This is a genomic window from Edaphosphingomonas fennica, from assembly GCF_003034225.1.
Classification (GTDB): domain Bacteria; phylum Pseudomonadota; class Alphaproteobacteria; order Sphingomonadales; family Sphingomonadaceae; genus Sphingomonas_E; species Sphingomonas_E fennica.
Map to the genome: position 1 here is coordinate 1 of NZ_PHHF01000003.1, position 14,552 is coordinate 14,552.

Annotated in this window: 7 protein-coding genes; all 7 read left to right on the forward strand. The window is 59.0% G+C overall.

The features are described from left to right. The coding region (locus tag CV103_RS00805; protein ID WP_342749140.1) for an ArdC family protein at positions 1 to 1,007 on the forward strand (1,007 nt) is incomplete at its 5' end. Positions 1,008 to 1,797: 790 nt separating this feature from the next. Then, entirely contained in the window at positions 1,798 to 3,210 is a 1,413-nt protein-coding gene (locus tag CV103_RS00815; RefSeq protein ID WP_107393631.1) for a tyrosine-type recombinase/integrase, read from the forward strand. A 433-nt stretch (positions 3,211 to 3,643) separates the two neighbouring features. Next, entirely contained in the window at positions 3,644 to 5,401 is a 1,758-nt protein-coding gene (locus CV103_RS00820) for a hypothetical protein (protein WP_107393632.1), read from the forward strand. 2 nt (positions 5,402 to 5,403) lie between these two features. Continuing rightward, positions 5,404 to 6,942, forward strand: a complete 1,539-nt coding sequence (locus CV103_RS00825) for a methylation-associated defense system protein MAD7 family protein (protein ID WP_107393633.1) — start codon at positions 5,404 to 5,406, stop codon at positions 6,940 to 6,942. Next, positions 6,939 to 12,371: an FtsK/SpoIIIE domain-containing protein gene (locus CV103_RS00830; RefSeq protein WP_107393634.1), complete on the forward strand. Its 5,433-nt coding sequence runs from the start codon at positions 6,939 to 6,941 to the stop codon at positions 12,369 to 12,371. The genes CV103_RS00825 and CV103_RS00830 overlap by 4 nt, the downstream gene beginning before the upstream one ends. Positions 12,372 to 12,403: 32 nt before the next feature. After that, positions 12,404 to 13,717, forward strand: a complete 1,314-nt coding sequence (locus CV103_RS00835) for a DUF262 domain-containing protein (RefSeq protein WP_107393635.1) — start codon at positions 12,404 to 12,406, stop codon at positions 13,715 to 13,717. After that, positions 13,695 to 14,552, forward strand: coding sequence for a protein kinase domain-containing protein (locus CV103_RS00840; RefSeq protein WP_107393636.1), 858 nt, complete (start codon positions 13,695 to 13,697; stop codon positions 14,550 to 14,552). The genes CV103_RS00835 and CV103_RS00840 overlap by 23 nt, the downstream gene beginning before the upstream one ends.

A 14,552-nucleotide genomic window follows, 5' to 3' on the forward strand; every position in this document is an offset into this window, starting at 1 on the left:
AAAAGTGGACGACTTTTACGCCGCCCGCAGCCGGACAATCCCGCCGCTACCGTGGTCTAGTTTTCCACCGCCGTTCTCACAACCCATCAGCCAAGGAAGAAAAGGCAATGAAACAAGATGTTTATGAGAGAGTAACGGCCCACATCGTGACCGCATTGGAAAACGGCGTCCGCCCGTGGTTTCAGCCGTGGAGCGCCGAGCATGCCGCAGGACGCATCACGCGCCCGCTGCGCGCAAACGGTCAGCCCTACCGTGGAATCAACGTCCTGATGCTATGGGGCGCAGCCTGCGAGCGCGGCTATAACGCGCCTATCTGGATGACCTACAAGCAGGCGCAGGAACTTGGCGGCAACGTCCGCAAGGGTGAAAAGGGCAATCTTGTCGTTTACGCCAACACTATCACCAAGACCGAAACCGACGAGAGCGGGCAGGAATCCGAGCGCGATATTCCTTTTATGAAGGGATACACCGTGTTCAACGTGGAGCAGGTGGACGGATTGCCCGCGCATTTCTATGCGCTGGCCGAGCCTCCCGCCGATAGCGTGCAGCGCATCGAGCATGCGGAGGCGTTCTTTGCCGCCACCCGTGCGGATATTCGCCACGGCGGCAGCCGAGCATTTTTCAGCCCCGCACAAGACTTTGTGCAAATGCCGCCCTTTGAAGCCTTCCGCGAAGCCGAAGCCTATTACGCCACCCTTGCCCATGAAATGACCCACTGGACGAAAGGCGCGAACCGCTTGGAGCGAGATTTTGGCCGCAAGCGGTGGGGCGATGAAGGCTATGCGATGGAGGAACTTGTCGCAGAGCTTGGCGCGGCGTTCCTTTGCGCCGACCTCAGCCTTTCGCCGGAACCCCGTGACGAGCATGCCGCCTATATTGGCAACTGGCTCAAGGTGCTGAAGGAGGACAAGCGCGCCATCTTCAGCGCCGCCGCCCATGCGCAGCGCGCCGCCGATTATCTCCACAGCTTGCAGCCGCAACCCGACGAGGTGAAGGAAGCCGCCTGAATCGAAAACGCCGGAGGGGCGACCCTCCGGCATCTGGTGCAGCCGCCGTCATGGTGACGGCGGCTATTTCTTATCCCGCCCGACCCACCCCTGAGTAGGCGGCGCGACCTTTGGGCCGCGCCGGACAGAAGGCTTTCAGCCCTGATAATCCTCGAAGCCGCGTTCCCGCTTGCGCGGCACGTCCTTATGGCCGCTGCACAGCCAGCAGGAGCAAGGGCGGCAATGCGTCGAGGCATTGCGCCCGACCGCGCGCGGCGAGTGCGTGGCGCATCGGAGAGACCGCGCGACCACAGCGTCATGACGCGGCGCGCCCGCGCCTTCATGCGCTGTTCGTCCTGTCTGCGTCTTGCTCGCATCGTCCTAACCTGCCGCTTCTAGCCCTAATATGGGCGCTACGCGCCATAGCCGAGGGATGGCCCACAACAAGGCTCGAATCAACCCGAGACGGGGCTGCTTTGATGGGCGATGTTGGGGAGGGTAGAAGCGGATTTTGCGCGCGTGGCCGCGCGACGGTTCCGCAAATTTTTCTGCACAGTACCTACACAGGCAAAAACCGGCAGTTTTTGGTATTGTTTTTCAAATCTTTAGTGGAATCTGAAGATTTGGAGCGGGCGAAGGGATTCGAACCCTCGACCCCAACCTTGGCAAAATTGTCATAGCCTACTCCGCTCTTGGCGGTTCTTGTATATTTTACGCTAATTCAACGGTTTACGCCAAACCACTCCGCTGCTATTCTCCACAAATACCCGCCGATTTTCCTTCGTGGTGGTGAACGGGTGGTGAACTGAAAATGCTCCAAACTCCGCTGAAAGCAGCCAAAATCACTCTCACAAAGCGCACTGTCGATGCCGCTCTTCCCCGTGCTGAACGCTATCATATCTGGGACAGCGAGCTAGCGGGCTTCGGGCTTCGAGTCGAACCGAGCGGCGTAAAATCCTTCATCGCCAAATACCGTGCGGAAGGCGGCGGGCGGCGAGCGCCCGAACGGCGCATTACGATCGGCCGCTATGGAACGTTGACGCCAGAGCTCGCGCGACGGGAGGCGAAGAAAATTCTCGGGGGCGCCGCGACCGGAGCCGATCCGGCCGCCCTGCTACAGTCCAAGCGCAGGGAAATGCGGATTGCCGACCTGATCGACCTGTATGAAAAGGAAGGCTGCTACATTCAGCGCGGGAAGCGCCAGGGCGAGCCGATGAAGGCGATTACCAAGCAATATACTATTGCCCGGCTGCGCCATCACGTCGTGCCCCTCCTCGGCAACCGGCGAGTATCGGACGTCACTGCCGGAGACATTGAACGCTTCTTCCGCGACGTCGAAGCGGGCAAGACCGCAAGCGACAACAAGATCGGTCCGCGCAAGCGCATCGTCGTTCGTGGTGGAGAAGGCGCAGCCCGCAAGGTCTTTCGTGATCTGTCCGCGGTGTTCAGCTTCGCCAGACGGCGAGAGATCGTCAGCCGAAATCCGTGTGAAACGGCTGCGGTGCGCAAAACAGATAATTATAAAGAACGCTACCTCACATTGGAGGAGATCAAGCGCTTCGGCGAGGCCATGCGCGAGATGGAGGCCGAGGGCATCAACAGGAAGGCCCTCGACATAATGCGCCTTTGGATGCTCACCGGTTGCCGACGCGAGGAAATCGCCAGCCTCAAATGGGAAGAGGTCGACTTCGAGCATGGCAGCCTCCGCTTCGTGGACACCAAGACAGGCAAAAATGTCCGACCGATCGGCTCGGCGGCAATAGCGGTGCTGACCTCGATCGAGCGGGAGGGAACAACCGGTTTTGTCTTCCCGGCAGATCACGGCGACGGATACTTTCAAGGGTATAAGACACCCTGGAAGAGGGTGATTGCGAAGGCGGAGCTACAAGGTGTGACGCCCCACACGCTCCGCCATACAATGGGATCGACGGCTATTTCGTCAGGGGAGGCGATGGCATTTACCGGGGCCATCCTCGGGCACTCAAATCCGAGATCGACCGCAATCTATGCGCATGTGCAGCATGACCCGGCTCGTCGTGCGGCTGATCGGGTCGCAAAGCGTATTGCCGCGGCCTTGGCTGGTATGAGCGACGGTGAAATCGATGCGCCGCCGCCGGACGGAGATGAAGAGTTGATTCGCAGGGTAGCGGAAACGCTTATGAGAGGCGGCGGCGATGCAGAGCGGCTACGGGTAGTCATCGACGCTCTGGCTCCCGCGAAATGAGTACGGCTAGTATCGCTCAGAATCTGCAAAGATTGCGAGGTGCAGTTCGGCTTCCACGGCGCGGCCGGGCGAGCCGCTCGACAAACCTGCCGCTCGCACATTCCATGAGGGGGGACTCGAGAGCTAGTGTCAGTTCGCTGGCGGTTTGAACCTAGGGCTTCGGTTTTTGTGTGCCGCGCCTGGGCTCCCGTATAGGCAATAGGGAGACGCTGCGCCTGGACCAACAACGACGGGACCGATTGAATCCGCTGCAACGACATTGGCCTGCTATCCTACCGGTTTGTTACGGAGTTGGACCGAAACGCCGTTGACCAACGCCCCCTCAGGCTGGAACATAGGCAAAACTCGGGGGGAAAGTTTGTCGGCGATTCCATCAACCGCGGCGTGGGTTCGATTTCTTCGCAATTACGGACCGATACCGACGAATGACAATATGTACGACGAGTCGATCCAGAGGGCGCTTCGTCGGCAGAAGATCAAGCCAATCACGCTTCCTGCGCCGCTACTCGACAGGCTCGTAGAGGATTTTCGCGGCGAAAGCCCAGTATCACATATCATTACTGGTACGGCGGGAGACGGCAAAACCTATCATTGCCGTGAGGTGTGGACGGCGCTCGGTGGCGACGTCGCCACCTGGAACGAGGGCGAGAAGGTCCAACGGCTCGACTTTGGCGAACGCACGTTCGTGATCGTCAAGGATCTAAGCGAGCTTCGCGACAATGAAAGTGGTGAGCTAACGGCAGCGTTTGCCAAGGACGTCGCCAACCCTTCCACGAGAACGTTTTATCTGTTCGCAGCCAATCATGGCCAGCTCCTGGAGAAGCTCAAGTCAGCTCCCAACAACGACGCTGTGGCTCGCCTGACCAAGGTCGTCGAAGATCTTCTCGTCACGGGCAAGAGTGCCGACCCCGGAATTGCACTCGAGCTGACCGATCTCAGCCGGTCCCCGGCCGCCGAGACCGCTATGGCAATTATTGAGGCAGTCACCACGCACGAAGGCTGGGAGGGCTGTGAGGGCTGCGGTTCTGGTAGTTCGTGTCCGATTTTGGAGAATCGCCGCAGGCTAATTGGCGAAGGATCGCATGATCCGTTTCGGCAGCGCCTGGCGGCGCTTATCGAACTCTCCGAGCGCAATGGCAGCCATTTCCCGGTCCGCCAGCTCCTCGCGCTTATCGCAAATGCGATTTTGGGTCATCCCGACGCGCGTGATGGCCTGATGAATTGCAATGACGTGTCCGCCATCCAGTCCGCTGGCACAGCGGACAAGGCGAGCATATATCGTAACATCTTCGGTGAGAATCTGCGGCCCAGCCGGGCTGAAAAGACTGAACTTTTTCGTAAGCTAAACGCCTTCGGTATCGGTGCGGAGACCAGCAACCGCGTCGACAACCTTCTGGTTTACGGCGCTGACGATCCCGCTCATGCCGCCGATTACGCCGAGCTCATGCGCGCAGATACAGTCTATGGCGCGACACCCGCCTACGCGAACTCGCAGCGCATCTATCTCGAGGGGGCGGAAGACACTGATCGGACAGTGTTTCTGACTGCATTACGCTCTCAGCGGCAGCGTCTCTTCTTCACGCTGCCCGACGCGAAGGCCAAGGACTATGACCTTTGGGACCTTACCGTCTTTCGTTATGCCGGCCTCTATCTTGAGGTGGCTAAAAAGCTCTCGGCGGGACAGCAGGCACCCCGCGCAGCACTGAACATGGTCGTGCGCGGCCTCAATCGAATCTTCACTGGCATGCTTGTCCAAAATCAGGATGAGCTCGTGCTCGCAACCTCGGGGAGCTACTCTCAATCCAAGCGGAGTCCATTGCTCGATAAGCTAATCTCCGTGCCGCGTTCTGGCGGCGAGGAGGTGAGCCTAGTGGCTGATGCCAACGACGGCGCGTTCGGCGTGTCCGTCAGGCTCGTGCGGGACACGGAAACGCCCCCGATATTCCTTCCCTTGTCGCCGACGCGTTTTGAGTTTCTCGGGCGGGTCGCGGAAGGTGCGCTACCGAGCAGTTTCTCGCTTGAGTGCCATGAAGACCTTCTGGCGTTCAAAGCCCGGCTGCTCCGCGAAACCGAGAAGCGTCGCAGAATCGAGGGTGATGACGAAGTGATCAATGGCGAGCTCGTTTTACGCTTCATTGAGCTCAACCCGGATGGCCGAGCCCAGCCCCGCCGGGTTATAGTGCGGGTATAATCATGGAATTTCTTGCGCGTCCCACTGCATTCGAGGATCGAAGCGGCCCTGCCTTCTGGATCGACGAAGCGATCTGGGGTCACCGTCTGCATGATGAGCAGTCGCCCTGGCTTACCTTCCTTGAGTTTCTCACCGTTCTTTTCGCCGAATATCGCGAGGGGCGCCCGCTTCAAGAAGAGGGGCTCAACAGCCTGTCTTACAAGCCGCAGCTCCAGTTGCGGCTTCGCAATCTCGTGTTCAACAATCCGCATGTTATGACCGTTCGCGCCGAGGCAGGCTCTGACGAACAGGCCTGGACATTATGGCTCGATAAAATGGCTACGAGCGCGGGGGGAATCGATAAGCCGGACTTCACCTATCTTCGCGATCGCTTTGAGAGTTTTGACGACTTCGCTGCAGTCCTGAGCTTTCTCCAAGGGTCGGCGATCGAAGGGAGGAGCAACAAGCGTTGGAGTTCCAAATTCGTATTCCCGTTTGGTCCCCATGCTCTGTATGAAGATGTGAATGTGAAGCCGGGCGGCAGCGTTTCAAATGACCGTCGCTTCTTTGCCCGAACTGGCGAACTTCTCTATCTGATGCTGGCGCGCAGCCAACATGCCGATGCATTGCGTGGGCTGCTCGTCAGCCGCTTTCTCGAAAGTCCGGCGCCCTACGACGGCATGGCCCACGCCCTCCAAGGCGATCCGCAACTCGCGAAGGTCGAGCGCGCAGGTGCCTATCTACCTTGCACCACTCATCCGGCCTTCGATCGGTTGGCGGCTGATTGGCGCGCCATTCTCCACCTTCCGATCCCGGCGCACGACGCCATACCGCACCTTGTCACCATGGCCGGTCTCAACCTCATCCTTTATCAGCTCGACCGCGCCCGGGAGTTGCTTCGCCGGCCACCCATCACCTTCGTGTGCGAAATTGTTGCGCCCAAGAAAACAGTCGTGCGCGATCTTTCAGCTGACAGCTATCAGCTCAATAACATGCTGCCCCAGCAGGCAATCGAACGCTTCGTACGGCGCATCACCGAGACAGAAATGTGGGCAGGCGCATTAGCTTCCGACGACCCGACACTAAACGCGATCGACATCTTGCGACGCGAATTCGGGTGGCCTGATGGCGACGACGATGAGAATGTCGAACCGCATGCGATGGTGGACGCCTTGGTCGAGCGAGCTACCACCCGGCACAAACAGCATGTCGGCAAGATTCACATGACCTGGGCCAGGGCAATCGGGCTGTCATCGCGTCGCTCGAGTCGGCGTGTGCGCTATGCTCCGACGGATCGTCTGCTCAAGACTCTTGTTGTGGCCTGTGTCGCGGAGCGGCTGGAGTTCAAGGACTTCCTCCAACTTCTGTACGAGCGATACGGCTTTATCATTGGCGATGCGCAGGCCCGTCCATTCATTGAAGCGGGCACGGCCGACCAAGAGGATTTTTCGGACAACGCTCATCGCCTGGAAGAGAGGCTTGCCAGCCTTGGTCTCCTGAAGCGTCTCTCCGATAGCTGTGCCTATGTCGAAAATCCCTTCCAGCGAGCCCAAGCCGCGTGACACCATCAGACCTCATTGGCGCCGCCGGCGCGACATCCATTCGTTCGCGCCTAGACGCGCTTGCTTCTGACGACGAACTCGCACGCTTCCTCCTAGATCGGTTGACGGGCGAACAGGTCGCAGCAATCACTCGAGCGATCTTGGCGGATTCCGAGGCGGCGGCGAAGCTCATGATCGCATTGCCCCGTGACCTTGTCGGGTCATTTGATCTTCCGGAAGAGGTTATCACGGACGAACGCACTGTGCGCGTTCGCAACTCGCCCTGCGATCGACCGGCAATGCTGCTCGCCAATACAGATGATGATCAGGGCGCATCGCTGGGCGATGTTACGCTCATCGGCGCGAAGCAGCTGAGTGAGGAACCTGGTCCCTGGGTTGACGCCGCGGCGTCGGGGCTTGGCCTCGGGGATGGACAAATCGGCGCATGGAAGGCGGCTTTGCGGGGGCTGAACAGCGCAGACGACTGGACGCTCCATCAGATCGCGACCTATGTCGCAATGACGCGCCAACGGATTGAGACGGAGGCGGTTCCCGTGGCCGCTGCCCTCGGCTGGGCGTTGCCCGCGCTGCGCCTGCCACGTGACAGCGGCTATTTCATGGGGCTGGGGGAAAAGGATCGCGAGCAGCCGCGACGTTGGAAAAAGCTGTTCGAAAAGCTTGTGTCGGACCGCAAACCGCTCTTGGCCAAGCAGCGTCCAAACAGACAGATCATCGAAGCCGACGAGCTTCGCAGCCATTTCGATGAAGTGCGCGAGGATATCCCGGCCGAGGTGCATCCGACCATTAATGCGTTTATCGATGCCGCGCCCGGCTGGGGGTCTGAAGCCGAAAACCTGGCGTCGTTCGAATGGGAAGCAGAAAGCGTTCTGCAGCTCTTCTCGGGCATAAAACTGAAAAAGACCTCCCTTGCGCAAGAGACGATAAACTTCTTCGAATTCACGCTTCCCGATCGCCTGAGCCCAGCAGATGAGGAATATCTCAAGGCGCTCAAAGGGCGTTCACTCAAGGAAACGCGCGACGATGATCGCGAGTTCTTCGAGGCACATCGCGATGATCTAGGTCAGGACCGCGCTCTGCGAGTTAAGTGGGAGCGCTTCGTTTTCGGCCGGCCAATCGAATGTACCGATTTTCTCGAAGGCTTTTTGCGCGCGGTCGAGCGACTGTTCGGCCAGGTCAATCTGGGTACCGGTCCGCGAAAGCTCATGGTGAAATCATCTCGGCGTAGCCGCAACCAGTGGCTCGACCTGAACGCGGACGTCGGCCTCTCCTTCGGATTGCGTTATCGTGGCTTGCCCGGACTGATGGGTTCGTGCGTTGAATGGGATGTGCCCCATGTCTTCGCATATGAAGAGTTGCTCGACCGAGCCAAGGCAAAACAGAAGAAATATCGGCGTAACGAATCGACCGCCCGCGGCGCCATTCAGATCAAGTTCGATATCGCGCTGATTGCCGGCAGCGAACGGGCGACAGTTCAGCTCGTCTGGACTGGCCAACCGGGGACGATCGGTCTCGAACTACCGAAGGACATCGGGCGTCTCCTGAAGCGACCATTCGTGCGCAGCATCGTCGCGCGCTTACCGGTTAGCCGGAAGGGAGCATTGCAGTCCGTATCGCTCCACGATGTCGGCACGTTACAGCCGGCGTTCGGGCAGGACGCGGGCACGCTGGTGCCCCGCACCAATGTGGGCGAAGATATCGCCAAGCTATTTCCCAAAGCGCTCAAATCCGCCCGTGATGCCGGCCGAATTGATGCAGCCGGTTATGAGGCGATCGACGAGAGCTGGCAGGCTTTTTCGCAAGCCTATGCGGACGCACTCTCTTCGCTCCAATCCTCCGGCTATGCTTCGGAGGCGCTGATCGCGCAGGCGGACGCATATGGCGCCCTACTGAAGAGCCTGCAGGATCACGCACCAGGCGACCTTAATCGGCGGGACCTTTGGGAGCCGTTGCTCGGCGTCGGCACCGTCTCTGTTGTTGGTGGGGCGCCTTCCGCGATCATTGCACCATGGCATCCGCTACGGCTCGCCGCGAGTGCCGCGAAGATGCGGTCCGTGGCGGGCCTCGCCGAGTATCTCCTATCCGATGTCGAAGTGAACTTCGGTGATGCCCGGCTGTTCTTCGCCGATCTACGCGATGAGTTGGCGCATCCGCTCTTCCCGGAGATCGCCGTCGGATATGACAAGGGCGAGGCCGTGCTTCTCGCCGAAACGGGCACTGTTAATGATTATAGCCTCCTTGAGAGACCCGTTCGCGATCCTTCTGAAGCGACAACGGACGTCGATCCGACAGAGGCAGCCCGTCAGATACGCGCGCTCCTCGAACGTTACCTCGATCTCCAGCCGCATGAGCGCTCCAATCTGAGCATCATGCTTTACAACTGCGATGCCGCCGGCTTGCCGCTCGCAACGGTCAACGCGCTCGGCTCGGTACAGGATCAGGATGAAGTGCATTGCAATGTCCTGGTGCGCCATCGCGATCGATCGCGCCTGTCGCAGGTTTATACTGAGCTACTCGAGCGGTCCGAAGGCGATCCTGATGCGGTCGTCGTCAGCGAGACGTCTCGCAATTTCATGTCGAAGCTGCGCATCGGCGTGATGCTCGACAGCGGAAACGGCATGGCGGCCGGCGGCGCTCGAGAAATCGATGTTGCATTCCTACATGACGTGGTCTCGCGACAGGCCCGCGAGCAGTGGTTCCCTGTGCCGACCGCAGATGAAAACCCGGGTCTGCTGGAACATGTGCCGGCGCGCTGGTCCTACCGTCGGGTCACTTCCGAGGATGAACTGAAGGCAACAACTTATCTGACCTGCCCGCGTCAACCCGACGCAGGATGGGCTTATGTGGATGCCGTTGCCAATGTCGTGCGACGTCAGTCGCACTCACCCGACGAGCATTATTTGCCGGCACGCCAGATCTCGTTTCAGGATGGTGGCCTGAAGGCGATGTTCGACGAGGTGCACGGTCTCGCGGAATGGGTCGCCACTTACGATGATCTGCTCGACAAGCGGCAACTCGCGGCTCAAGGGATCAATGTTATCCGCTACCGTCGGCAGCGGACACACGGACGCAACATGGTGGTCTCTTCCACCTCCGAACTACGCATCCTTCATGTGCTCGTCCGCCGCCGCCTAGCCGAGCTTTCACTTGGGTTCGATGAGGAGCGCCTGTCCCAGCTCGCGAAGCGGATGATCGAGGACGCCAATGCGATCTCTGGCGATATCGTCTTGCGCGCCGCCAAGCGCGGCGTTTCCGCCGGCGAATTGATTGGGCTTGTCCTCAGCCGAGCGCTGATTGCCGAGGAGTTCGGTGGGGGTGCAGCGGTCGCATGGTTCCTTCTTGACGACTATGCTGAGTGGCTCGGCCAGAAGGAAGAAGGCATCGCCGACATTCTCGGGCTTAGCCTGTCGACCGATGCGGAGGGCCAGCCGCAGTTGCGCGCGATCGTCACCGAAGCAAAATATGTTGATCAATCTGGCGTGTCCGACGCGGCTCGTAAGTCGCGTAACCAGCTGAGACAAACCGTTGCCCGTATCGACGACGCACTATTCGGTGATCCTGGGCGACTCGACCGCGACCTCTGGCTATCGCGTATTGCCGACTTGCTGCTCGACGGCACGGCAGCGCTCGGTCAGCCAAATCTGCTCGAGCGTGTCCGCGACGGTATTCGGCTTGGCAACGTGCCGATCGATCTGCGCGGCTATTCACATATCTTCATCTCCGGGCCGGCCGGTGATGGAAGCAGTACGGGTGATCAGGCTAGGCTTTTGGATATCGAGGGCGGGCTGCAGGAGACGTTCACACGAGAGGGCCTGCGTGCGCTCATCACCGCCTACGAGGCAAGTTCGCCGCTTACCGTCGTCCGGGCAGCCTTGGGCGAGGATCGCAGTTGGGAAACCGCCAGCTTTCGCGCACCGGCGGCTCGCGTAGACTGGACCAAGCGCATCGAGACTCATGCCGCTCCAGTCGGCGCAAACCCGATCGCCCATGATTATGACGAGGACGATGACGACGGGGATGTCGAAGGCGGAATTGTGGTTGAAGAGGCGGGAGTCGACCTGTCCACCGCAAGCGTCATCTCGGACGGCGTTGAACCTTCGGCTGTTGCGGCGGCTACGACACCGTCCTCCTCCGATGTGTCCTCACCAGTCGCTGAAGTAGTCGCCGACGACGAACCGATCCTGTCACCAGCCGCGCCTACACAGATTACCGCTGCGACGCCGATTGAGGCACCAACTGCGCCAGTGGGCATCGGGATCGATACCCTCATTCACAATCGAGCGGAAAAAGCGCAGGACGAATCTGCCGACGCGCAGAGCTGGCTCGAGGCGACCGCGCAAAAGCTCCGATCGGCGCTCATGGGTTACAATCTACAGGCCAAGGTCGTGGGTACGCGCCTTACGCCGAACGCTGCGCTAGTCCGCTTCATGGGCTCGGATCGGCTGCGCGTGGAAGATATCGAAGCCAAGCAATCGGCGCTTCTCACGACGCATGGACTGCGGCTGATCTCGGTTTCGCCTTTGCCCGGCGAGATTGTCGTCGGTGTCGCGCGGCCGCAACGGCAGATCGTGTCGCTATGGGATGTGTGGGGGCGCCGGGAACTGAACCGCAACGCAGCCGGCGTGAACACATCTTTCATTTTGGGCCTCAAGGAGCTCGACGGGGACATTCTGTACTTGAACCTCGGCGGTCCGTTCGCCGACGGTCAGCAGCACGAACCCCACACCCTTGTTGCCGGCGCCACCGGCTCGGGCAAATCAGTTCTGATTCAGGCGCTGCTGCTGGACATCGCAGCGACCAATCCGAGTGCGCTCGCTCATATCTACCTCATCGATCCTAAAATGGGAGTCGACTATGCTGCGGTCGAGCGGCTCCCCCATCTCCAAGGGGGCGTGATTGTCGACCAGGCCCGAGCCGTCGAGGTAATGGAAGGTCTCGTTGCTGAAATGGAAAGACGGTACGAGCTGTTCCGCGCTAATGGAGCCCGCGACATTCGCGCCTTTAATACGAAGGTCAGCGAAGCGGAGCGATTGCCCTACGTCTTCCTCGTCCACGACGAGTTCGCGGAATGGATGTTGACCGAGGAGTATAAAGCGGCTGTCACTTCGAATGTCTCCCGCCTCGGCGTGAAAGCTCGTGCAGCCGGCATGCACCTGATCTTTGCGGCTCAGCGCCCGGATGCCAATGTGATGCCGATGCAACTGCGCGACAATCTCGGCAATCGGTTGATTCTCAAGGTGGCCAGCGTCGGAACTTCGGAGATTGCGCTTGGAACGAAGGGCGCGGAGCAATTGCTCGGACTAGGTCATCTAGCAGCGCGGCTTAGCGGCGAACCAGCTATCATCTACGCTCAGGCCCCGTTCCTTTCGGACGATGATATCGACGCCGCTGTTGACGCGATCCGGGCAACCAATGGGTCCGCGCAGGCCTGACGGCGCCCGAAGGACAGATAGGCACAAGGAATATGGTTCACTGGAACATCAGCCCCCATCCCATCGCGGACGTTCGCGACTGGAGCGAGGCCGGTCGCCTCGAGTTACAGCCGGATTTCCAGCGCAGGGAAGTGTGGGCGCCGAGTGCAAAGATCATGCTGATCGACTCAATTCTACGTGACATTCCCCTTCCAAAGATTTTCCTAGCCAAGACCATCAAGAACGGCAGCGTGCATCGCGTTGTGATTGACGGTCAGCAACGCATTTCGGCCATTCTTGGATTTCTGAGAGGCGACTTCGCACTTGATCCGCCCTATACGGGCCCGCTTGCTGGCAAGTGTTTCGAGGATTTCGATGATGATGAAATCGACCGTTTCCTCAGATATCGGATCGATTTCAATGAGGCTGACAACCCGACCGATCGCGAAGTCCGCGACGTCTATATGCGCGTCAATAAATATACCGTCCCACTCACGAAGCAGGAGTTGCGGCGCGCAGATTTTCCGGGCGATTTTCTTGACGTCTCTGAGGAGTTGTCAGTAGCTCCGTTTTTCGAGGATGCCGGCGTATTTACCGCCACCGACCGCCGGCGCTATGCGGATGCCGAGTACGTGTCGGAGATTCTCGCGGCGCTGATTGATGGCGTGCAGGACAAGAAATCCGGTCTCGACGATTTCTATATCGATTTGACGGAGTGGCCCGCTGATGCAAGAAAGTCCGTAGTATCTCGATTTAGAAATGCTCTCCTTGATATCGAGTATATATTTGACGAAATTCAGGGTGGTCTGAAGAGTACACGGTTCCGCCAGAAGGCAGATTTTTATAGTCTATTCGTGGCGATTGATGAGCTGAAATCGGAAGGGCTTTCACTTGATGGCAAGGACCTTTCCGATCTCATCTCCGATATTCGGATGCTGGATTTCGGTATTCGACCGGAAGCCGATGTCGACATCTTTAGTGAATACGCGATCAAATGTGTTTCACAGGCCAATTCAGCGGCCAGCCGACGTTGGCGAGCTGATTTCCTAAAGGGAATTTTAGCCGGAACGTATCGCGGCTGCCCGCCGCGAGGGGAGGGAATCAAGCTCTACTATCAGATTATGGATGATTGCGCTCAAGCAGATAGCTCGGGCTTCTGCCCTCCCGCCGAACATGAATGTCCTGAATGTAATGCCCTAATAGGCAATATTGACAAGGAGTGTGTGTTGGGGTGGGGCCCAAACGAGACTACATTCCAGGTCAGCAACGCAATGTGGTTCCACGAAGAATGCACAACTGAAAACGAGGGCTGGCACATAATTCGACGCCCGACCGAGACGTCTGATGAGCAGCCTGATCTACTTTGATCCCGAGGAGCTCAAGAAGGGGAATTATCACGAGATCGACGACACATTAGTCGCCGAGGATGGGCGTACTTATGTCCTCTCGGACTGGATCGCGCGAGGAGGCAACGGCTCTGTCTTTAAATGCATCGAACGAAGCTCAGGCGACGAGTATGCGATCAAGTTCCTGATGCAACCAAGAGGCCGTATCTTGAAGCGGTTCTTTCGGGAGGTTCGGCTGCTAAAAGAACTGCGTCATGAGCATCTCGTCCGTTACCGAGGAACAGGGCGAACCCGATCCGCGAGTAAGTCGCGCGGCATCCGATGTCCGTTCATAATAATGGAAATGGCGGAGAGCAGCCTGTCCGATGTAGCGCAGTCGTCGCGGATATCTCCGGAAGTATACGTGGGCCAATTCCGCGGGCTGGCCCGGGGGCTGGCGGATCTCCACGCACGAGCTGTGCACCGCGATATCAAGCCCGAGAATATTCTCGTAGCAGGCGATCGCTGGCTTTTGAGCGATTATGGACTGTGCCGCTTTTCGGACAAACCGGATTTGGATCTGACGCCCACGGACCAAGCTATCGGCCCGCGCTATTGGCTATCACCGGAAGCACATAATCGGCGCCTTGGACATGCAGACGATATCTGTCCTGCGTCAGATGTTTTTCAGCTAGCGTCTGTATTTTGGTACGTCGCCACCGGGCGACATCCTTGCGGCGTCGTCTTGCCGGATGATTGGACGGGGCCTGAATGGCTCTTTGATCCGATCTATCAGGCCCTGCAGCACAAGTCGGTGCGAAGGCCAGCTGACGGGGGCGCCTTTTCCGCAGCGATCGAAGCTGCCGTTGGTAGATAG